At 61.0% G+C, this 20781-nt stretch carries 18 protein-coding genes, 2 tRNA genes and 1 pseudogene; 19 read left to right on the top strand and 2 right to left on the bottom strand.

Features of this window, described 5'->3' with window-relative positions; all coding sequences use genetic code 11:
* The 3 genes and pseudogenes from ABHR75_RS07890 to ABHR75_RS07880 all read left to right on the top strand — a co-directional run.
* A partial coding sequence (locus ABHR75_RS07890; protein WP_346964049.1) for an MFS transporter occupies window positions 1-1095 on the top strand: 1095 nt, incomplete at its 5' end.
* A gap of 157 nt (window positions 1096-1252) precedes the next feature.
* Entirely contained in the window at window positions 1253-1831 is a 579-nt protein-coding gene (locus tag ABHR75_RS07885; RefSeq protein ID WP_055286127.1) for a xanthine phosphoribosyltransferase, read from the top strand.
* Between the two features lie 152 nt (window positions 1832-1983).
* Window positions 1984-2295 (top strand): annotated as a pseudogene (locus tag ABHR75_RS07880) (peptide chain release factor family protein); the annotation flags it as partial.
* Window positions 2296-2381: 86 nt separating this feature from the next.
* On the opposite strand, the gene ABHR75_RS07875 reads toward ABHR75_RS07880, so the two are convergent.
* A complete protein-coding gene (locus ABHR75_RS07875; RefSeq protein ID WP_195620596.1) occupies window positions 2382-3344 on the bottom strand; it encodes a diacylglycerol/lipid kinase family protein in 963 nt (320 codons plus the stop codon).
* Between the two features lie 87 nt (window positions 3345-3431).
* Window positions 3432-4853, bottom strand: a complete 1422-nt coding sequence (locus tag ABHR75_RS07870) for a chloride channel protein (RefSeq protein ID WP_270225987.1) — start codon at window positions 4851-4853, stop codon at window positions 3432-3434.
* 210 nt (window positions 4854-5063) lie between these two features.
* Between ABHR75_RS07870 and ABHR75_RS07865 the strand changes: the two genes are divergently transcribed.
* From ABHR75_RS07865 to ABHR75_RS07790, 16 genes are all read left to right on the top strand, one after another.
* Window positions 5064-6326, top strand: a complete 1263-nt coding sequence (locus ABHR75_RS07865; protein ID WP_346964048.1) for a molybdopterin molybdotransferase MoeA — start codon at window positions 5064-5066, stop codon at window positions 6324-6326.
* A 10-nt stretch (window positions 6327-6336) separates the two neighbouring features.
* Window positions 6337-6816 carry a MogA/MoaB family molybdenum cofactor biosynthesis protein gene (locus tag ABHR75_RS07860; protein WP_346964047.1) on the top strand — a complete coding sequence of 160 codons (480 nt, stop codon included), beginning with the start codon at window positions 6337-6339 and terminating at the stop codon, window positions 6814-6816.
* Window positions 6817-7019: 203 nt separating this feature from the next.
* Window positions 7020-7889, top strand: coding sequence for a molybdate ABC transporter substrate-binding protein (gene modA, locus ABHR75_RS07855; protein ID WP_138374456.1), 870 nt, complete (start codon window positions 7020-7022; stop codon window positions 7887-7889).
* 68 nt (window positions 7890-7957) lie between these two features.
* A complete protein-coding gene (gene modB / locus ABHR75_RS07850; protein WP_346964046.1) occupies window positions 7958-9400 on the top strand; it encodes a molybdate ABC transporter permease subunit in 1443 nt (480 codons plus the stop codon).
* A gap of 3 nt (window positions 9401-9403) precedes the next feature.
* On the top strand, window positions 9404-10474 hold the full coding sequence (locus ABHR75_RS07845) for a sulfate/molybdate ABC transporter ATP-binding protein (RefSeq protein ID WP_260699140.1): 1071 nt from the start codon (window positions 9404-9406) through the stop codon (window positions 10472-10474).
* Window positions 10475-10903: 429 nt separating this feature from the next.
* On the top strand, window positions 10904-12187 hold the full coding sequence (locus tag ABHR75_RS07840; protein WP_346964045.1) for a double-cubane-cluster-containing anaerobic reductase: 1284 nt from the start codon (window positions 10904-10906) through the stop codon (window positions 12185-12187).
* 154 nt (window positions 12188-12341) lie between these two features.
* A complete protein-coding gene (locus ABHR75_RS07835; RefSeq protein ID WP_346964044.1) occupies window positions 12342-13505 on the top strand; it encodes a double-cubane-cluster-containing anaerobic reductase in 1164 nt (387 codons plus the stop codon).
* Between the two features lie 155 nt (window positions 13506-13660).
* Complete coding sequence (locus ABHR75_RS07830; protein WP_346964043.1) at window positions 13661-14425, top strand: acyl-CoA dehydratase activase; 765 nt, start codon at window positions 13661-13663, stop codon at window positions 14423-14425.
* 70 nt (window positions 14426-14495) lie between these two features.
* Window positions 14496-15545 carry a selenide, water dikinase SelD gene (gene selD / locus ABHR75_RS07825; protein ID WP_138340019.1) on the top strand — a complete coding sequence of 350 codons (1050 nt, stop codon included), beginning with the start codon at window positions 14496-14498 and terminating at the stop codon, window positions 15543-15545.
* Between the two features lie 59 nt (window positions 15546-15604).
* Window positions 15605-16231 carry a sulfurtransferase-like selenium metabolism protein YedF gene (yedF, locus tag ABHR75_RS07820; protein ID WP_161145489.1) on the top strand — a complete coding sequence of 209 codons (627 nt, stop codon included), beginning with the start codon at window positions 15605-15607 and terminating at the stop codon, window positions 16229-16231.
* A gap of 19 nt (window positions 16232-16250) precedes the next feature.
* Entirely contained in the window at window positions 16251-16502 is a 252-nt protein-coding gene (locus ABHR75_RS07815; protein WP_161145490.1) for a putative Se/S carrier protein, read from the top strand.
* Window positions 16499-17638 (top strand): aminotransferase class V-fold PLP-dependent enzyme, encoded by a 1140-nt coding sequence (locus ABHR75_RS07810; RefSeq protein WP_346964042.1) that lies wholly within the window; start codon window positions 16499-16501, stop codon window positions 17636-17638. The genes ABHR75_RS07815 and ABHR75_RS07810 overlap by 4 nt, the downstream gene beginning before the upstream one ends.
* Before the next feature lie 67 nt (window positions 17639-17705).
* Window positions 17706-19064 carry a branched-chain amino acid transport system II carrier protein gene (brnQ, locus tag ABHR75_RS07805; RefSeq protein WP_138112248.1) on the top strand — a complete coding sequence of 453 codons (1359 nt, stop codon included), beginning with the start codon at window positions 17706-17708 and terminating at the stop codon, window positions 19062-19064.
* Between the two features lie 91 nt (window positions 19065-19155).
* Window positions 19156-19232: transfer RNA gene (locus tag ABHR75_RS07800), tRNA-Pro, on the top strand.
* A 6-nt stretch (window positions 19233-19238) separates the two neighbouring features.
* A tRNA-Gly gene (locus ABHR75_RS07795) sits at window positions 19239-19312 on the top strand.
* A 332-nt stretch (window positions 19313-19644) separates the two neighbouring features.
* A complete protein-coding gene (locus ABHR75_RS07790; protein ID WP_346964041.1) occupies window positions 19645-20646 on the top strand; it encodes a hypothetical protein in 1002 nt (333 codons plus the stop codon).
* The last annotated feature ends 135 nt before the right edge of the window (window positions 20647-20781 follow it).

Genomic DNA, 20781 nt, shown 5'->3' with positions numbered 1-20781 from the left:
CTGCTTGCGACATGCGTGGCTATGTTGCCGTTTGGCCGTCTGGGTGACGTGCGCGGCAAGGTGAATGTGTTCCAGCTGGGTGTCATCGTCTTTTCGGTCGGTTCGCTGCTGTGCGGCCTTTCGGCCTCGCTCGAGGTTCTTATCCTGGCACGCATTGTTCAGGGCGTCGGTTGCGCGGCGGCCATGGCTAACAACATGGGTATCATCACCGAGTCGTTTCCGGCGCGCGAACGAGGCCGTGCTATGGGTATTCTCGCGACCTTTGTGGCCCTCGGCATGATGTGTGGCCCCGTGCTCGGCGGCATGCTGGTGGCAAGCTTTCCTTGGGAGAGCATCTTCCTCATCAACCTGCCCATTGGCGTCATCTCGTTTATCGTGGGGCTCTACACGCTGCCGCATGTAAAGCCGGAGGCCGGCGAGCGCCCCATGTCGCTGGCGGAGGCCGCGCGTCGCTGCTTTGCAAATTCGGCCTTCACCATCAACCTTGCCTGCATGCTCATCGTGTTCGTTGGTATTGGCGCATCCGAGTTTATCCTGCCGTTCTATTTTCAGGACGCCCACGGCTTTGGTTCCGACATTTCCGGATTGCTGTTTTTGGCGCTGCCGATGGTGAATGCCTTTATCGGCCCGCTTTCGGGTGCGGTTTCGGACCGTGTTGGCTGCGAGGGTCCCACGGCGGTCGGCCTGGGCGTGTACGTGTGCGGGCTCTTTGCGGTAAGTACGCTCGACGAGCACTCTTCCATCCCTGTGATTGTGTGCTGTGCCGTGTTTATGTCGTGCGGTACGTCGATTTTCCAGAGCCCCAACAACTCGCTGTATATGGGCTCGGCTCCGCGCGAAGCGCTCGGCTTTGCGGGCAGCCTGGGTAGTTTGGCACGCTACGCCGGCATGGCGCTCGGCATTACGGCGGCGTCGCATATCCTGTATGGGCAGATGAGCGTGGCAATGGGCGAGGCCGTGACCAGTTTTGTTACAGGTCGTCCGGACGTATTCCTATTCGGCTTTCGCTCGGTGTTCTACGTACTCATGGCTGTGGCCGCCGTGGGCTTTGCGCTTGCCATGGTGCGTTTGGTGAAGATGCGCGCCCGCCATTAGCATGTTGGGAGGCTGTCTGCCACGATTCGCGCCGTCCCAAAAAGACTGGTTTGTGGTGCGATGTGGCTTGTGGGGCGGGCGGGGGTCGGTCCGTGGTAGACTATCGAACAACGTTTATTAATCGCGCGGTATCGTTGCCGCGAGAAGGGGTTGCGCCATGCAGGAGCTTGAGGATCGTATTCGCCATGACGGCATCGTAAAGGCCGGTAACGTCCTTAAGGTTGATGCCTTCCTCAACCACCAGTGCGACGTTGAGCTGTTCGACCACATGGGCGCCGAATGGGCCCGTCTGTTCGAGGGTGTCGAGATCAACAAGATCCTGACGATTGAGGCTTCGGGTATTGGTATGGCCTGCATCGCAGCTCAGCATTTTGGCGGCGTGCCGGTGGTCTTTGCAAAGAAGGCCCAGTCCATCAACCTTGACGGCGAGCAGTATGCCACGACCATCTACTCCTTTACCAAGCAGAAGGAGTACCCGGTCATTGTCGGCAAGCGCTTTCTGTCCGAGGGCGATAAGGTCCTGATTATCGACGACTTCCTGGCCAACGGCTGCGCGCTTGAGGGCCTTATTAAGATCTGCGAGGCTGCGGGCGCCGAAGTTGCCGGCATTGGCATTGCCGTTGAGAAGGGCTTCCAGGGCGGCGGCGATAAGCTCCGTAAGCGCGGCTTCCGCGTTGAGAGCTTGGCCCGTATCGCCGATATGGACTGCGAGAACGGCGAGATCACCTTCGCCTAAGCGCGCAACATAAGCGATTGGTATGCGATGTGACAAAGGGACTGTCCCTTTGTCACATTTTTTGTATGAGGGGAGGTGTTGATATGGACGAGAACAAGATGGGCTGGCGCGAGTATGCGCGCTTTGCCGAGATGTCGGTTGAGGAGCTGGCGCGCGATTGCGAGGTACAGGTGTTTCGCGCGACGGGTCCGGGTGGGCAGGGCGTGAACACGACGGACTCTGCGGTGCGCATGAAACATGGGCCCACGGGGATTGTCGTGACGGCGCGTGAGAGCCGCAGCCAGTTTCAGAATCGCGCGAGCTGCCTGCGTAAGCTGCGCGCTGAGCTTGAGCGTCGCGGGCGTCCACCGCGTCGACGCGTAAAGACCAAGGTGCCTCAGCGCTCTCGCCAGTGCAGGCTTAATGACAAGCACTTCAACGCCATTAAAAAGGCCAACCGTCGCAAGCCGGGCGGGGAGGAATAGCCTCCTCGTAAGTTGCGGTGAAATAGGGACTGTTTATGCAGCTAAAGCCGTAAGACAGTCCCTATTTCACCGCAACTTAGGTGGGGTTAGCGGGTGGGGTGCCAGACCTCGAGGGCGCCGGCGAGGATGTCGACCTCGATGCGTGAGGCGACAACGGGCTCGCCGTCGGCCTGGATGGGGTAGTCGGGCTCCTCCAAGGTGAGCGCGGCATGGCGGCATCGGCGCATGCGAACCGGTGGCAACTTGGTATGGTGGCCGTCCTTAGCCGAAAGAAACATAGGCAGGGCAACCGCGCGAGGGACGGGGCCGCAGGCGTAGCAGACGTCGAGCATGCCGTCGCAGGGGTCGGCATCGGGGCAGATACGATAGCCCGAGCCATACGTGGGGCCCAGCTGAATCGCCATGATGATCGCCCTCACGCGCTCGGCGGGCGCGTCGTCAAAGCTGGCTGTCATGGGGTAATTGCGATAGCGTAGGCCAAACTGCTCAAGTCCCGAGAGAGTGTAGAGCGGAGTGCCGGCGAGACCCGTCTTTTTGCGCAGCTCGGTGGTGCCCAGGCCGATGGCGGCATCGATGCCGATCGAAAGCGTCTGGTCGTAGTACTCAACGGAAGCCTCGCCGCTACCGCTTGCGGGGTTCCATGAGCGAATGCGCCCGATGTCCTGACGCTGCAGCTCGCAGGAGAGCAGCGCGCCAAAATCCTTACCGGAGAAATCGTCGATGCCGAGTGTTTGGGCAAAATCGTTGCCGGAGCCCACGGGTAGGATGGCGAGAGCGGGGCGGACCGCCTCATCCTGCGTCATAAGCCCGTTGACGACCTCGTGAATCACGCCGTCGCCGCCAAGGGCGATAACGGTGCGATAGCCCTGAGCCTGTGCGGCAAGCTCCTTGGCGTGTCCCATGCGCTCGGTTAGCACCAGGTCAAACTGGGATGCGCGTGCAGTCATGTCCATAAAGCGTTGCAGGCGCTCGGCAACTTCGCGCGCCGCACCCAACTGGGCGGCTGGGTTGGCGATGATGAGCGTGAGGCCAAAATCAGTTGCGTGCATGGGGCGACTCCCGGCGTATGACGTGACGGTGCGGTCGCGCTCAGGTCGAATTGCCCCCGATTGTGGCTGCACGTCGAATACTTACGTCTACTCTATCAGGTCGTTGTGGCGCTCGATAGCATCCGCTACCGTACCGCCCTCATCTACAATAAGCGAACGGCGCTTGGGCGAGATAATGCGCTGGGCGGGGTACACGCCGCGGTGTCCGGCGGTTAGGTAGCTGATAAAGGCCACGATGACAAAGAACCCGGCAGCCGTGCCGTGGAACAGGTCGATGGCCATCATACAGGTGGTGATAGGCACGTTAAGGCCGGCGCAGAACACGCCGAGCATGCCCAGCGCTGCCAGAAAGCTGGGATCGATTCCGACGAGGCAACCTATCCAGCCGCCGAGCGCCGCACCGATGCCAAACAGGGGCGTGACCTCGCCGCCTTGGAAGCCCGCGCCCAGGGTAAGCGCTGTGACGACCAACTTGATGGCTGCGTCCGCCAGGGTGGTGTTGCCGGCAAATCCGGCGCCGGAAAGCCACGTGGAAAGGCCGGCGTAGTTCCAGGCGTCGAGAAGGGCATAGGCGGCCAAAACCACGAGTGCGCCGATGAGTGCGCGAACGAGGTAATTGGTGATAAAGCGACCGTAGAGGCTCTTGACGGTTCGAACCGACCAGGCAAAGAGGCGTGCCGTCAGACCGAAGATAATTGCGCTGATAACAACGATGACGACCGTTTTGGGCGTCATAGCGGGAACGCTGGCGATGACATTCGCCTCGTACTCGGTACCTAGGGCGAGTGATGTAAAGTAGCCGGTAAACGAGGCGACCAGGCAGTAGATGCCCGCGGTGTAGTCGATCTTGCCGATAAAGCACATCTCCATGCCAAAGAAAGCCCCGGCAAGGGGCGAGCCGAATACGGCGCCAAAGGCCGACGAGATGCCGGCGAGCATGAGGTCGTGGTGGTCATGCTTTTTGAGGTGGGCGAGGCTCGAGATGTTGCTGGCGATGGTGCCGCCAATCTGCACCGCAGCTCCCTCGCGACCGGCCGATCCGCCCGTTAGGTGCGTGAGCGTGGAGCAGACGAAGGTGAGGACGGCCATGCGCATATGGATGAGGCGGGTGCCCAGAGCGGAGTCGATGACCAGGTTGTTACCGCGTTTGGCGGCGAGACCGTGGTTTTTGTACACCCATGCGGTGACAACGCCCACAACGGGAAGCAGCGCGTAAATCCACGCATGCTGCTCGCGATAGTCGGTCGCGATATTCAACGAGGCCAAAAACGCCCAAGCGGCAACGCCCATGGCGAGCGAGACGATGACGACGAGTGCGAGCAACTTGGCGCTCGCGAGTAGGTTGCGGGCGTTGCGGCGCGTGTCGGCAGCCAAGAGATGCTCAGAGCGGGTGAGCTGATGCCTGCCTGCCGCGATGACGTCGTTCAGAGAGAAAAAACCGCCTTCGTCGAGCGGCTGGGAATGATCCTGCGCTTCGTTTGCGCTTTCGGGTTTGTCGTTATGAGCCATACGTTCCTCTTTTAGGTTGCAACGCAAGCATTATAAAACGCGGTAAACGCGACGAGCCGGTGGGTTGGTTTCCGTTCTGTTTCGCGGCCTGCAACTGACAGGTGTATTTGCGGGTGCAGGCCGAGTCGCGGTCGTGCGTCGGGGGATTATACTGAGACAAGCATAAAGAATCGGCGCCCCTGTTGTGCGCCGTGGCATTAAGAGGTGCATATGGCAGAGAAACTCATTCCGCTGGAGGACGCGCAGTCGATTGTCCTGTCGCACGTTGCTCCGACCGATCTCGTCGAGATTCCCGTGTGGCAGGCCGCCGGTCTTCCCTTGGCCGAGGACGCGGTGGCCGATATCGACATCTCGCCGTTTGCCAACAGCGCCATGGACGGGTATGCCGTGCGCTCGGCGGACTTGGCGCAGGCATCTGGCGAGGCGCCGGTGACGCTCGATGTTATCGGACATGAGGCCGCGGGTCATGTGTTTGGGGACGCAATCGGCGCGGGCGAGACGGTCCGCATCATGACGGGCGCGCCGGTGCCCGAGGGTGCCGATGCCGTGGTGAAGTACGAGATCGTCGATGTGCTCGACGGTGACGGCAACGAGGGCTCGCGTGTGAGGTTCTCGGCGCCGGCCAAGGTGGGGGAGAACGTTCGCTCTGCCGCCGAGGAGGCCCATGCCGGCGATGTTGTGATGCACGCCGGCGAGGTCGTGGCTCCGGCGGGCGCGGGTCTGTTGGCAAGCGCCGGATATGCGAGCGTGAAGGTGCACGCTGCCCCACGTGTGGGCATTATCTCGCTGGGCACGGAACTGGTCGCACCGAGTAAGGTACCGGCGCGCGGTCAGATTCGCGATTCCAACTCTTCGGCGCTGATGGCCGAGGCACTCGATGCCGGCGCCGAGCCCGTGTTCTACGGCATTGCGCCCGATGATGAGCAGGCGATTGCCGAGCTGGTGCATCGTGCCGTGCAGGAGTGCGATTTTGTCATTACGAGCGGCGGTGCCTCGGCGGGCGACTACGACTATGTGACGGCACTGGTCCATCGCGAGGGCGAGGTGCTCTTCGACCGCATCTCGATGCGTCCGGGCAAGGCTATCACGTTTGGCTTGCTCGGGGGTAAGCCCTACCTGGGGCTTTCAGGCAATCCTGCCGCGGCGTATGTGGGCTTTGAGATGCTCGCCCGTCCGGCGATTCGCAAGATGCGCGGCTTTGCCGAGGGTGCGCGTCCCGTGCAGCAGGCGACGCTCACGCATAGCGTGAAAAAGCGACAGCATCGCCGCTTCTTCGATCGCGCCACGGTTTTGCGCGACCCCGAGACCGGTGAGTTGTTGGTGACCGAGGCCAAGACGCAGAATTCGGCGCTGCTTGGAACCATGCAGCGTGCGAACTGCCTGTTGCGTATTGACGAAGGACCGTGCGAGCTCAAGGCGGGAGATGCCGTGGACGTTGTTCGCGTCGACCTGCCCGAGGGCGCCGTGTTGTAGGAGGAATGCTATGGAGCTGAAGACATCGATCGTGACGTGCTCGGATACGCGCGATCTTGCCCAGGACGAGGCTGGAGCCGCACTCGAGGAACTTATCGAGGCACAGGGCTGGACGGTCGCCTCGCATGTGGTCGTGCGTGACGACGTCAGCGAGATCGGTGATGCCATTGCGGAAGCCGCCGATGGGTGCCACGCCAATGTCGTGCTCACCTGCGGCGGCACGGGGCTTTCGATGCGCGACGTAACACCCGAGGCGACGCGTGCCGTCTGTGACCGCGATGTGCCGGGTATTGCCGAGGCAATCCGTGCGTATTCGATGACCAAGACGCGCCGCGCTATGCTCTCGCGCGCTATTTGCATGCAACGAGGTCATACACTTGTCGTAAACTTTCCCGGTTCTACGAAGGCCGCCCGCGAAAGCTGGGAGGCCATAGCAGACCAGCTGGAGCATGCGGCTCAGATGACAGCGGGCGGCGGACATACCAACTAAGCGGTTTACCTGCGGCGGGGCGACCTGAACGGCTGCTCCGCCTTTGTTTTCCGCCGAAGCGACGCCGAGGTGCACGGTAATTCGAAACTATATTCTCTGACGAGAATAATTTCTCACTTTCATTATTCGCGCAGAAGTATAATCTGATTGCAGATTAAAGCCCGCGGTGGGGTACCCGGGCACAAGATCCGAAAGGGTTGAATATGTTCGATATGGTTTCACGCCGCGGTTTCGTCTCGCTTTCTGCTGCCGCCGGCCTTGGCCTTGCCGGTTGCTCGGGCAAAAAGACGTCCGAGCCCGCTGGTTCCGATGCCGGCTCCGCCAAGTCTTTCTCTAAGAAGAAGGCTGTCGAGCTGCAGGTCTTTGCCGCCAACTCGCTCGAGAAGGCTCTGCCCGAGGTTCAGGAGCTTTACACCGACCAGACCGGCACCACCTTTGCCGACACGCAGTTTAAGGCGTCTGGCGACCTTGTCGAGCAGATGCGCGCCGGTGCCGCCGTCGACGTGCTCATCACCGCTTCCAAGGGTACCATGGACGACGCCGAGGCCGCCGAGCTCGTCGACGCCGACACGCGTGAGGACATGTTCGTCAACGATCTCGTGATCATTCGCGCCGAGGGCTCCGACACCAAGGTCGAGGCCATCGCCGACGTCGCGAACCTGGACGGTAAGATCGCCATTGGCGACGCCAAGACCGTCCCCGCCGGCAAGTACGCCAACCAGGCGCTGGCTTCCGTGGGCCTCTACACCGGCACCGAGGGCGACGACGGCGAGTATGCGCCCGAGATCGCCGAAAAGGTGGCCCTGGCCGACAAAGTTGGTACCGCCGCCGCCTATGTGTCCACGGGCGACTGCGTGGCCGGCTTTGTCTACAGCTCCGATATCTTCCGCTACGACGGCATCGAGGAGGCCTTTGTGTGTCCCGAGGATTCGCACAAGCCCATCGTGTATCCGGGTGCCGTTGCCGAGAGCTCTGAGCACGCCGACGAAGCCAAGGCGTTCATCGACTTCTGTCTGTCCAACAGGAAGGCTCAGAAGATTTGGGCTAAGTACGGCTTTGAGCTTTCCGCGTAGTGCGGCTTGGCGCGATAATTCCATCGTTTTGTGTCTCACTCCGTCCTTATATTCGCTTGGAGCTTTTCGTGCTTAATAGATTCCGCATCCTTGTCGCCTGTGCTTTGACCTTCGCGCTTTGCTGGGTGCCGGGATTTGCGTTTGCTGGGGACGCTGAGGACGGGGCCCAGGTTGCTGCGACTGCTCATGGGCTTTCCTATGGGATCGAGGGTTTTGAGCGGTTGGCCAAGGGGACCGCTCGTGCCATGGAGGGCCAGCCTGAGGGCTACCGGTTTCCCGTTGACGAGGACGTGGACCTTGTAGTGGCGCCTGCTGCCGATCGCGTTGTGGTGTGGATATCGCCCAAGGCGATCGAGAGGTATGGATTGGATCCGCAGAACAACGAGTGCGTATCGGGTCTCAAGGCCCTCGTCTGTGAGCTCGACAGCGCAAACTGTATGGGAGGTGCGCAGCTAGGGGACGTGGATCTTCCTTGGTATGTCACGGCGGAAACAACGTTTGATGCCGGCGGGTATACCTATGGCTTTGACGAGCGCGGTGCGGATGGGGGCCGCTATGTGGTGATTGCATCAGCCTCGGGTGATGCCAAAGGCGGCGCGCGTTGGCTTGATAGCGCTCAAATGGTAGAAGCATCGTCTGTCGTGTTGCGGGATGAGCAGGGGCCCTTGACCTCTCTGGCCTCCTTATTGGGCGGCATCGACTACCGACCGTTTTGGGTGTCCATTAAAACGAGCGGCCTTGCCCTGCTGATCTCCTTTGCGCTGGGCCTGTTTGCCGCGTGGAAGACCATGGGCACCTCGAGTCGCATCAAGGGCCTGCTCGACTCGGTCTTTACCATCCCCATGGTGTTGCCGCCCACGGTCTGCGGCTTTCTGCTCCTTATGCTGTTTGGCCGCTCGACCGGGGTGGGCCAGTGGCTTATCGCGCACGGCGTCTCGATTGTCTTTACGTGGCCGGCGGCGGTGATCTCTGCCGTGGTGGTATCGTTTCCCCTGGTCTACCGTACGGCGCTCGGCGCCTTTGAGAGCCTCGACACGCAAATGCTCGATGCGGCGCGCACGCTGGGCTGGTCCGAGCGACGCATCTTCACCAAACTCATGATGCCGCTCGGCTGGCCCTCGATTGCCGCCGGCACGGTGCTCGCCTTTGCCCGCGCCATGGGCGAGTTTGGCTGCACCCTGTTCTTTGCGGGCAACTACGCCGGTATTACGCAGACCATTCCCATTGCGATTTACTTTGAGTGGATGGGCGGCAATACGTCGGTGGCCCTCTTTTGGGTCGTGGTCGTAATCGCGTTCAGCTTCCTGGTCATTCTGTTCATCAATATGTACACGGCGCATTCGCAAAAGTATCGCGAACGTGGCCTTTCCCGTGCGGAGCGCAAACAGGCCAAAGGTCTCGCCGGACAGGGCGATTCGCTCGACCCAGTCGGCGGCGATGCGCTGCGTATCGATCGCGAGGCGCTGGCCGAGCTCATGCGTGATGATGCGGCGCCGCGGGGAGGTCGATAAGCTATGTCGCTCGTTTTGGATATTAAGAAACGTTATCCCGGGTTTGTGCTCGACATGCAGCTTGAGGCCGGCGAGGAGCGCGTGGCCCTGCTGGGCGCCTCGGGTTGCGGCAAGAGCTGTACGCTGCGCTGCATCGCCGGTGTGGAGACGCCCGACGAGGGCAAGATTGTCGTCAACGGCGTGACCTTTTTTGACTCGGCGGCGGGCATCAACCTGTCGCCCCAGGCGCGCAAATGCGCTCTGCTGTTCCAAAACTATCAGCTGTTTCCTAACATGACAGTGGCCGATAACGTATGCGCCGGTGTAAAGGACGCGGGTGACGCCGCCGCGCGCAAAAAGCTCGCCGAGCGCTATCTGAGCATTTTCGGTCTGGCCGATTTTGCCGACCGCTATCCCGCGCGCCTCTCGGGCGGTCAGCAGCAGCGCGTGGCGCTTGCCCGCATGGTGGCGGCGCATCCGGGCATTTTTATGTTCGACGAGCCCATGAGCGCACTCGATTCCTATCTTAAGAGCGCCCTCGAGCAGAACATGCTCGACCTGTTCGATGTGTGCAACCGCACCGTACTCTACGTGAGCCACGACATCGACGAAGCGTGCCGCCTGTGCCAGCGAATCTGCGTGATGCACGACGGGCATGTGGAGGAGATCGGCTCCGTCGAGGACGTGGTTCGCCGCCCGCAGACGCTGGCGGCGCTGCGCCTGACGGGCTGCAAGAACACAAGCCGGGCGCGCAAGATCGGCGACGAAGAAGTTGAGGCCCTCGACTGGGGCATGACCTTCAACGTGGGCCGCGAGGTTCCCGATGACGTGGCATACCTGGGCATTCGCGCAAGCTACTTCCATGTTGACAATCGCGCTGAGCGGGGCCGCAACAGCTATGACTTGCACGTGGCCCGCGTGAGTGATTCGCGCTTTGAGCGGCTGGTGTTGCTGGACGTGCCGCGCGTCGATGCGCCCACGCGTCTGCAGTGGAAGGTCAACAAGGTGGGCATGCCTGTCGACGCGCTGCCGCAAGCAGGCGAGACGCTGCGCATGCATTTTGATGCCAGCAGGATCCATTTGGTTTGTCGATAGCGCCGGGTAATGCCGTCGGGGATATAAGCCTCGGCGGCTTTGTCTTGCCGCTCGCCGAATGAGGGACGACAAACTCTTACCAATCAAGATAATTTTTTATTAAACGACGACGCACGACGCTGTCGTACGAATGTCAACGGTGTTCGTCTGGACGATGACCGTTGATATAGTTGACCTTAACTTGTAAAGGAGGGTGCGCACATGCCGCAGACGACATACATTCGCCGCGTTGCCGCGCGTGCCCTATATATAGCTCGGAGTCGCATATGAGCAGGTATGTTCACGGCTCCGGGAGAGACGACGAACAATTAAATAATCGACCGCAAAGCAGGTTCCCTAAAATTCCGGGTTTAGGCGCGGCTGGGTTTTCGCCACCCACCGTGCAGCAATACCGTAGCTATTCAATTTTGGTTCGAGAGGGGAACCGTCATGGCTGAAGAATTCGATTTCCATCCGATGTGGGAGAGCCTCGGCATGAATCTTGCCGACCACGACATGCTGCTGGGCGCCGTGGGTCAGATGTACGGCGATATGTTTCTGATGCAGCACAATCGCCCCAAGTCCACGTCCTACCTGGACTTTGTGGCCACCAACATCCATAGCGGCCGTATTAAGGAGATGCTCGACAAGAAGGAGGCCGGCGAGGCCACCAAGATCGTCGGCTCGTTCTGCGTGTACGTGCCCGAGGAGATCGTGCTTGCCTGTGACGGCATTCCCGTGGGCCTGTGCTCGGGTGCCGATTGGGCAACCGATAAGGTCGAGGAGCACCTGCCGCGCAACACCTGCCCGCTTATCAAGAGCTTTGCCGGCTTTAAGCTGGGCGAGGTCTGCCCCTACATTGAGTCGAGTGACCTGGTGGTAGGCGAGAACACCTGCGACGGTAAGAAGAAAGCCTACGAGTTCTTTGCCACGCAAAAGAACATGTACGTCATGGATATTCCCAACGTGCACGACGAGTCGACGCTCGTGACCTGGAAGGCCGAGGTCAAGAAGCTCGCCGCCAAGATCGAGGACGAGTGCGGCGTCAAGATTACGCCCGAGGGCCTGAAGGCTGCCATCCACGCCGTCAATGAGAAGCGCCGCGCCCTGCAGCGCCTCGCTGCGACCCGCGCTGCCGACCCTGCGCCCATCAGCGGTCTCGACAGCCTGCTGACCGTTCAGGCCGCCTTTATGGACGACACACCGCGTCTGACCGGAGCCATCAACGATATGGCGGCTGAGTGCGAGCAGCGTGTCGAGGCCGGCGAGGGCGTGGCACCCAAGGGGACCAAGCGCATCCTGTACACCGGTACGCCCATGGCCGTGCCCAACTGGAAGCTGTTCAACCTTATCGAGAAGGCCGGCGGCGTTGTGGTAGGCGAGGAGTCCTGCACGGGCTCGCGCTACTACAAGGACCTGGTCGACGAGTCCGGCGAGACGGTCGACGAGATGCTCGACGCCATCGCCGAGCGCTACTTTAAGATCAACTGCGCCGTCTTTACGCCCAACAATCAGCGTATGAAGGACATTGTCCAGATGGCCAAGGACCTGCATGCCGACGGTATCGTCGACGTGGCCTTGCAGTTCTGCACGCTCTACGAGATGGAGTCGTTTGCCGTGGAGAAGGCCGCCGAGGAGGCCGGCATTCCGTTTATGCACATCACGACCGACTACGCCGGCGAGGATGCAGGCCAACTGCAAACCAGGATTGAGGCTTTCTTGGAAACCATTTAGGGCTATCCGGTCCAGCGGCTTCCCCAGGCACCCGATCTTGCCGTTCAAACCATCGCTTGCATACCAAAGTACGCGGCGCTCCTCTTTCACGGCAACCTCGGGCACCTGGGAAAGCCGTTTCCTTGGTTGGTTAAAAGGTTTGTTAAGGAGTTATATGTCGGAAAATATTGAGCAGCCGTTGCCGTCCACGTTTGAGGAGTTCAACGAGCAACGCAAGGCGGCGTTTATTCGCGTCAAGGATTATAAGCAGGCGGGTAATCGCCTGGTCGGCTTTTTGTGCAGCTATACGCCGCTCGAGATTATCGATGCCGCGGGGGCTGCGAGCGTGGCGCTGTGCGGCACGTCCGACGAGGTGATTCCCGAGGCCGAGAAGGTGCTGCCGGCAAACCTGTGCCCGCTCATCAAGTCTACGTATGGTTTTGCCTATTCGCAAAAGTGCCCGTTTACGTACTTTAGCGACATGATCATCGGCGAGACCACCTGCGACGGCAAGAAGAAGATGTACGAGCTACTCAACGAGCTCAAGCGCACGCACATTCTGCATCTTCCGCAGGGTCGCGATCGCGCCTACGAGCGTGAAGGCTGGTACGAGGAGTGCCGCCTGCTCAAGGAGGAGCTCGAGGGCTTCTACGGCATCACGATTACCGACGATGACCTGCGTGCTGCCGTCCGTCGTCGCAACCGCTTGCGTGCGGCTCAGCTCAAGATGTTTGCGCTGCAGGCCAACCAGCCGGCGGCCATGAGCGGCGTCGACCTGATGAGCACTATGTTTGCCGGTACGTTCAGCTTTGATATCGAGGCCTATACGCAGCAGCTGGAGCAAAAGGTCGCCAAGCTGCGCGAGGCCTACGACGCGGGCGAGCGCCCGGTTGCGGCGGACGCCAAGCGCATTCTGATCACCGGTTGCCCGGTGGGCGGTGTGATTAACAAGATCGGCCGCACCATCGAGTCCAACGGCGGCGTGGTCGTGTGCATGGACGACTGCTCGGGTGAGCGCACGGCGGCTATGATGATCGACCCGGACGCGCCCGACATTCTGCGCGCCATCGCCGACCGCTACCTGGATATCAACTGCTCGGTCATGACGCCTAACGACGGCCGCATGGAGAACACGCTGGCCATGTGCGAGAAGTACCATGTCGATGGCGTGGTAGAGAGCGTGCTACAGGCCTGCCACACCTTCAACGTTGAGAGCGCGCGCATGCAGGAGGCCGTCGAGGGTGCGGGTATTCCGTATATGAAGATCGAGACCGACTACAGCAACGGTGACATGGGCCAGATCGAGACGCGCATCGCCGCCTTCATCGAAACCCTCTAGCTTCCTCAGGCACCGGATCTTGCCCCTCAAACTGTCGCTTGCGTACCCAAAGTACGCTGCGCTCCTCTTTCGGGGCAATCTCCGGCACCTGAGAAACCTAGAGATAAGGCGCCTGAACGCGCCGCTACCTTTGATGTTTAGATTGGGAGAGAGCCATGATAGGGATCGGGATCGATATCGGGTCTACGGCGGCTAAGGCTGCTGTGGTCGACGGGGAGGGTTCGGTGGCGTGGACGTGCGTGCAGCCAACCGGGTTCTCCTCGGTCGATGCGGCCGAACGGCTGCGCGAGGCACTGGCAGCGGCTGGCTATGACGTGGCTGCCAACGACGTGCGCGTGATCGCGACCGGCTACGGCCGTGTCGCCGTGCCCTATGCGCACAAGGTCGTGACCGAGATTACCTGCCACGGTACCGGTGCCGTGCGTCTGTTTGGTGACCATGGCACCGTGATCGATGTGGGCGGCCAGGATACCAAGGTCATTCAGCTTAAAAGTGGCCGCGTGGCCAAGTTTGCCATGAACGACAAGTGCGCCGCCGGCACGGGGCGCTTTCTGGAGATCATGGCCGACCGTCTGGGTATTTCCCAACAGCAGATGGCCGACCTTGCGCGTTCCGGTGAGCCCACCAAGATCAGCAGCATGTGCACGGTGTTTGCCGAAAGCGAGGTCATCAGCCTGATCGGTCGCGGTGAGCTGCGCGAGAACATTGCACGTGGCGTGATCGACAGCGTGGTCTCGCGCGTGGCGACCATGGCCGGGCAGGCCGCGGGCGCCCCGTACTACCTGACCGGTGGCCTGTGCGAGAACGCCTTCGTGGTGGAGCGGTTGGGCGAGCTGCTGGGGTCGCCGGTGACCACCTCGCCCCAGGCTCGCTTTGCCGGAGCGATTGGCGCGGCGATTCGCGCACAGGCGCTCAATTAATGCATCCGCCGCAGGCTCGCATTCATGCGTATACTGGGAGAAAATGATTGACCGATGAGAGGAGGTATCGATGGCTGACGATCAGATTAGGCTCACGTCTATGACGGCCGCGAGCGGTTGAGCCGCTAAGTTGGCTCCTGGAGCCCTCGCCCAGGTCCTGGGCGACTTGCCAAATGTGCATAACGACAACTTGCTCGTGGGGTTCGATACCTCTGACGACGCGAGCGTCTTCCGCGTAGGGGAGAACCTGGGGCTTGTGCAGTCCATCGACTTCTTCCCGCCGATGGTCGACGATCCGTTTCTGTTTGGCCAGATTGCCGCGGCCAACTCGCTGTCGGACATCTACGCCATGGGCGGGCGGCCGAGCCATGCCATGAACCTACTCTGCATACCCAGTTGTCTGGGCATCGAGGGTGCCGGTCAGATTCTGGCGGGCGGCGCCGACAAGTGCGTCGAGGCGGGTTGCTCCATCGCGGGCGGCCATACCATCAACGACGACGAGCCCAAGTATGGCCTGTCTGTGAGCGGCTTTGTCGCGCTCGACCGCATGCTCGCCAACAGCGGCGCACGCGTGGGCGATGTTCTGCTGCTGACCAAGGCGATCGGCTCGGGCATTATCACCACGGCCATTAAGGGCGAGCTCATCGAGCAGGACGAGGCCGCGGCCATGTTTGACTCGATGCGCACCCTCAACGAGGCTCCGATTCGTCTGGCCGAGGGACTTGAGCTTCACGGCTGCACCGACATTACGGGCTTTGGTCTGATCGGGCACGCGTGCGAGATGGCCGAGGGCTCGGGCGTGCAAGTTGAGCTTGCGTCGGGGGCGGTACCGCTCTTTGACCAGGTGCTCGACATGGCGCGTCTGGGCATTATCCCCGCGGGCTCCTACCGCAACCAGGACTTCTTTGGCCCGCGCGTGGCTGCCGACGAGGACCTGGAGCCGGGCATGCTGGATGCGCTGTACGATCCGCAGACGTCTGGTGGCCTGCTTATCGCGGCACCTGCTGCCGATGTGGATGAGCTTGCGCGCCGTCTGCATGCCGAGGGTCGCATCGCCGCCGTCGTCGGTCGCGTGTGCGAGCCGGTGCCAGGCGGTCCTGCCGTTCGCGTTGTGCATTAAGGAAAACCGTTTATGCGACCGCCTACTGTTCTGGGCGGTCCCTTTTGAAAGGAAAAACTATGTCTACCAAGATTGAAGTCAATGCCATGGGCGATGCCTGCCCGCTGCCCGTCGTCAAGACGCTCAAAGCTCTGAAGCAGCTCGATGGCGAGGGCACCGTCGTGACCTCGGTCGATAACGAGACCGCCGTCAAGAACATCTCCAAGATGGCGCAGGAGAAGGGTTGCACGGCCTCGGTCGAGAAGGTTTCTGACGCCGAGTGGCACGTGACCGTGGCGACCTCTGGCGCCGTTGCCGTGGCCGATCCCGAGCAGGATGGCGCTGTCTTCTGTAATGCCAGCGCCGGCAAGGGCAAGCTCGTCATTTCCGTCTACACCGACTGCATGGGCCGCGGCGACGATGAGCTGGGCCACAAGCTCATGAAGGCCTTCATCTTTGCCGTGACGCAGCAGGAGGAGCTGCCCGCGACTATGCTGTTTTACAACGGCGGTGCCAAGCTCACCGTCGAGGGCTCGCCGGTGCTCGATGACCTGAAGGGCTTGGCGGAGCAGGGTGTCGAGATTCTCACCTGCGGTACCTGCCTGGACCACTTTGGCATTAAGGACCAGCTTGCGGTGGGCGAGGTCACCAACATGTACGTGATCGTGGAGAAGATGGAGCAGGCCGTGCGCGTCGTGCGCCCGTAGCGTATTGGTTGGAGTTGCCATGAGGGAGAAGCGCCCGGCGCTTGTCATCACGTTTCCCACCACGGCGGCCGCCATGGGTTGCGAGTCCCTGTGCATCGAGCGCGGTCTTCCCGGGCGGACGATTCCCGTGCCCGGGGAGGTCGCTGCCGGCTGCGGTTTGGCGTGGAAGGCGTTGCCTGTCGATGAGGAGCTGCTGCGCGGCGAACTCGCCGCGGCGGGCGTTCCCACTGAGGGCTATACCGTGATTAATATGTGGGAGGTCGTGCGATGATCTACCTGGATAACGCGGCGACGACCATGCACAAGCCGCAGACGGTCATCGATGCCGTGACGCAGGCGATGTGCTCGCTCGGCAATGCTGGGCGCGGTGCCACCTCGGGTGCGCTCGATGCGGCACGTACCATCCACGGCTGCCGCGCCAAGCTTGCGCGCTTGCTGGGCTGCCCGCGTGCTGACCATGTTTGTTTTACGCCCAACTCCACCGCGGCGCTCAACACCGTTATCAATGGCGTGGTGCGCCCCGGCGACCGCGTGGTCACGACGGTGCTTGAGCACAACTCGGTGCTACGTCCGCTCAACCGCTTGGCGGCAGAGCAGGGCGTGACCGTTGAGCATGCGGGCTGCGACGCGAACGGTGTGCTCGACTACGACGAGCTCGAGCGGTTGGTCACGCCGGGCACGCGTGCCGTGGTGGTGACGCACGCCTCCAATGTGACCGGCAACGCGGTCGACATTGCGCGCGTGGCTGCCATCGCGCATGCGGCCGGCGCGCTGGTGATCGTCGACGCCTCGCAGTCTGCCGGCGCGATGCATATCGATATGCAGGCCATGGGGCTCGACATTGTGTGCTTTACCGGCCATAAGGGGCTCATGGGACCTCAAGGCACCGGCGGCCTGGCCGTGGCGGAGGGCATTGACGTGGCTCCGTGGGCCATGGGCGGCACGGGCGTGCACAGCTTCGATGCGCTGCAGCCGCTTGAGTGGCCCACGCGCCTTGAGGCGGGCACGCTCAACGGTCATGGCATCGCGGGACTTTCCGCTGGTCTCGACTTTATCGAGGCCCAGGGTGGGGTCGAGGCGATTGCTGCCCACGAGCGTGCGCTCGCTGATCGCTTCCTTGCCGGTGTGCGCAAGATTCCGGGGATTAAGCTCTACGGTGCCTTTGACCAGCAGGCGCGCTCTGCGATTGTGTCGCTCAACGTAGCCGATATCGACTCTGCCGAGATTTCGGACGCGCTCATGCAAGGGTGGGGGATTGCGACGCGCCCCGGTGCCCATTGCGCTCCGCTCATGCACCGCGCGCTGGGGACCGAGCGCCAGGGCGTCGTCCGCTTCTCGTTTGGGTATTTCAACACGGACGAGGAAGTCGACACCGCGATTGACGCTTTGCGCGATTTAGCCTGCTAGAGCGTATATACTTGCGGGACGGGTCTTTTGCCCGTCCCGTTTTTGTTTCGACCCGAAAGGTGTGCATATGGCCTCATCCGCTCCGCGCGGTTTGCGCTCCGACCATGTCGTTACCGTCGGCATTGCGCTGTTCTCGATGCTCTTTGGCGCCGGCAACCTCATTATTCCGCCGCTGCTGGCGCTGCAGGCTGGTTCTGCCACGCCGGTCGCCATGCTCGGCTTTCTGATTGCCGCCATCGGCCTGCCCGTCATGGGTTTTATCGCCGTGGCACTTGCCGGAACGGCGCGCGAGCTTGCCGGCCGCGTGCATCCTAAGTTTGGCGAATTCTTCGTTGCGGCGGTCTACCTGGCCATCGGCCCGTGCCTGGCTATTCCGCGCACAAGCTCCACGGCCTTCGAGATGCTGGTGCCGCTGCTGCCCGAGGGCGTTTCGCTCGGCACGGCACGTCTGGCGTTTGCCATCGGGTTCTTCATCATCGCGTTTGCGCTCACGCTGCGCCCGGGTGTCATTACACGCGTACTCGGTCGCATTACGGGCCCCGCGCTCATTGCGCTCATCGTACTGGTCGTGGGTGCTGCCGTGATCTCGCCACTGGGACCGGCTGCCGCGCCTCAGGCTCCCTACGATGCAGGCGCCGCCGTGCAGGGCTTTCTGACTGGCTATCAGACCATGGACCTGCTCGCATCGCTCGCCTTTGGCATTATCATCGCCGAGACCATTCACGAACTGGGCGTTACCGATGACAAGCGCGTGGCCTTCGAGATTTCGCGTTCCGGTGTGATCGCCGGCGTGCTCATGGCCATTATCTATTGCGGCTTGGCCCTTGCCGGTATGCAGCTCGGCACCGTGATGCCCGACGCCACCAACGGCGCTGCAATCCTTGCTCGCTCGGCCTCCATGCACTTTGGCCTTGCCGGCACGGTCGTGGTCTTCGCCATCTTCTTCCTCGCCTGCATGAACGTGTGCATTGGCCTCATTAGTTGCTGCGCGCGCTATTTCTGTGAGACGTACGTGGTTGAAGGGGGAGCGGAGGCCTCCGAGGAGGCCATGCGCCGCCCCTTCGCGATCCTCGCCTTTGTGTTCGCGGCGTTTTCGTGCCTGCTCTCCAACGTGGGCCTCGACGTGATCCTCATGTTCTCGGTGCCTATGCTCAACGCCTTGTATCCCGTTGCCATCGTACTGGTACTGATGGGCCTGGTGCACGGCTTTTGCGACGCTCATCCGCAGGTGTGGGTGTGGGTCGGCGGCGTGGTTGCTGTGCAGAGTGTGATCACCTCGGTCCGCGATGCGTTCTTTGCGGGCGCGTGGCTACCGTTTGATGTTCTTCCGCTGGCGGATATCGGTGCCGCGTGGGCGCCGGTTGCCGTGGCGGCGTTTGTGATCGGTCTGCTCCACAGCAAGTTTGTCGCACATTCGAGGAGCTAGGGTTTCTGCGCTTGCACAGGCGGGGAGTCTCCCCTATAATTTCCTTCGCTTTGGGACACGCAAGGTTTAGACCTTAGCTGCTCAACACCTTCGGGACGTGGCGCAGTTTGGTAGCGCGCCTGCTTTGGGAGCAGGATGTCGCAGGTTCAAATCCTGTCGTCCCGACCATATCTTGCGGGCGTAGTTCAATGGTAGAACCCCAGCCTTCCAAGCTGATGACGCGGGTTCGATTCCCGTCGCCCGCTCCATAAGATAGATGAATGGCTCTGGTTCCTTTTGGGACCAGAGCCATTTTCATATACATGCCGGGACCCCACATCCCCTTCTAAGTTGCGGTGAAATACGGACTGTTTTTCGGCTTTTATGGCCCATGTAGTCCGTATTTCACCGCAACTAATTGTAAGGGTGGATTTTGATGCCGTTGGGAGGGTCGTAGCGACCGTCTACCGAGAGTGGAAATATTTTTTGAAGCTCTGACCTGCGGCGTCAAGCTTTTGGACAGCTTTTGGCAAGGCCTGCGGACGGAAGCATGCGATAGCGTAATGGTATTCTCTCCGCCGTGATGGTTATGGGGTTGGCCATGCTCGATAAAGGAAAACATTTTCCGCAGTCATATGCAAGGATGCTATTCTCGGCCGTTGGAATTCATCAAGATGGACAGCTGCTTATAACAATTGATCCTTGGGATGAACGCCGTGCGCGTGAGCTTATGCAGGAAGAGCTCATGCTTCGTCTTTACAACCACGTGTATGCGGATCCGGTCTATTGGAATAATCTTGGGGTTGAAGATCGCATCTTTCAGCTGGCATCCGCTATTGCGGTCGTTGAATCGGATGCTGTGTTTTGCGGATCGACAGCAGCGCTGCTCTACGGCATCGGCTCGGCGTATACGCTTCTGGATAAAGTGCAAGTGCTGCTGCCACGGTCTACAAGGCGTGATACGTATGAGTTCGTTGAATACAAGCGCTGGCGCCCGGGCGAAGTGTGGCGGCTAGGTCCTTTTACACTGACGGATCCGTGTCGAACGGTTGTTGATATCGCTCGAACGAGCGCCTTTCGCTATGGGCTGGGCTATGTCGATGGCTTGGCCCGTGAGTACGATGTCGAACGCGAAGAGCTGCGAGCATATGCGCAGGCAAATTGTCGAGGGCTGCATGGCATCGCGCGTGCTTTTGACGTTTTTGAGTATATGGACGGCAGGTCAGACAATGGCGGCGAGTCCGAGGCGAGAGCAGCGATGATTCTCGCTGGGGTTGCCGCGCCCGAGCTTCAAGTTGAGATAACGCGACCGGGAAACGCTGGCTATTATCTAGCAGATTATGGCTGGCAGATGCCAGACGGCTCATGGACGCTGGCAGAGCTGCATGGGCTAGGCAAGTTTGAAGACGAGGGTCAAAATGATCCAGAGCGGGCGGCGGCAAAAACGTATCGAGCGGCCCTCATGCGCGACGCGAACCTTCGCGCCATGGGCCACAACGTCATTCATTTCAAACTCTCGGACACCTACGACGTAGAATCGTTCGGTGCCATGATGCGCGGTTACGGCATTCCGACAACAAAACCCTACGCCGAATCCCGATAGCGAAATCGTTCGCGGTCCACCTTCAATAAGTTGCGGTGAAATACGGACTGTTGAGGCCTTTAAAGGCATGAAACAGTCCGTATTTCACCGCAACTTAGGAGGGGATGGGGTTAGCTGCGGGGGCGGTGGCGGAGC

The sequence above is a fragment of the Collinsella aerofaciens genome (assembly GCF_039752955.1).
In the GTDB taxonomy this organism is placed as follows: domain Bacteria; phylum Actinomycetota; class Coriobacteriia; order Coriobacteriales; family Coriobacteriaceae; genus Collinsella; species Collinsella aerofaciens_BI.
This window is presented reverse-complemented; position numbering and strand designations above follow the sequence as displayed.

Bases quoted from the DNA above. Each gene is read 5' to 3' on its own strand.
- brnQ (WP_138112248.1), top strand. From the start codon at position 17,706: ATGGCCTCATCCGCTCCGCGCGGTTTGCGCTCCGACCATGTCGTTACC.
- ABHR75_RS07875 (WP_195620596.1), bottom strand. From the start codon at position 3,344: ATGCACGCAACTGATTTTGGCCTCACGCTCATCATCGCCAACCCAGCC.
- ABHR75_RS07840 (WP_346964045.1), top strand. From the start codon at position 10,904: ATGGCTGAAGAATTCGATTTCCATCCGATGTGGGAGAGCCTCGGCATG.
- ABHR75_RS07860 (WP_346964047.1), top strand. From the start codon at position 6,337: ATGGAGCTGAAGACATCGATCGTGACGTGCTCGGATACGCGCGATCTT.
- ABHR75_RS07830 (WP_346964043.1), top strand. From the start codon at position 13,661: ATGATAGGGATCGGGATCGATATCGGGTCTACGGCGGCTAAGGCTGCT.
- ABHR75_RS07815 (WP_161145490.1), top strand. From the start codon at position 16,251: ATGAGGGAGAAGCGCCCGGCGCTTGTCATCACGTTTCCCACCACGGCG.
- ABHR75_RS07865 (WP_346964048.1), top strand. From the start codon at position 5,064: ATGGCAGAGAAACTCATTCCGCTGGAGGACGCGCAGTCGATTGTCCTG.
- ABHR75_RS07835 (WP_346964044.1), top strand. From the start codon at position 12,342: ATGTCGGAAAATATTGAGCAGCCGTTGCCGTCCACGTTTGAGGAGTTC.
- yedF (WP_161145489.1), top strand. From the start codon at position 15,605: ATGTCTACCAAGATTGAAGTCAATGCCATGGGCGATGCCTGCCCGCTG.
- ABHR75_RS07885 (WP_055286127.1), top strand. From the start codon at position 1,253: ATGCAGGAGCTTGAGGATCGTATTCGCCATGACGGCATCGTAAAGGCC.
- ABHR75_RS07845 (WP_260699140.1), top strand. From the start codon at position 9,404: ATGTCGCTCGTTTTGGATATTAAGAAACGTTATCCCGGGTTTGTGCTC.
- ABHR75_RS07870 (WP_270225987.1), bottom strand. From the start codon at position 4,853: ATGGCTCATAACGACAAACCCGAAAGCGCAAACGAAGCGCAGGATCAT.
- ABHR75_RS07810 (WP_346964042.1), top strand. From the start codon at position 16,499: ATGATCTACCTGGATAACGCGGCGACGACCATGCACAAGCCGCAGACG.
- modA (WP_138374456.1), top strand. From the start codon at position 7,020: ATGTTCGATATGGTTTCACGCCGCGGTTTCGTCTCGCTTTCTGCTGCC.
- ABHR75_RS07790 (WP_346964041.1), top strand. From the start codon at position 19,645: ATGCTCGATAAAGGAAAACATTTTCCGCAGTCATATGCAAGGATGCTA.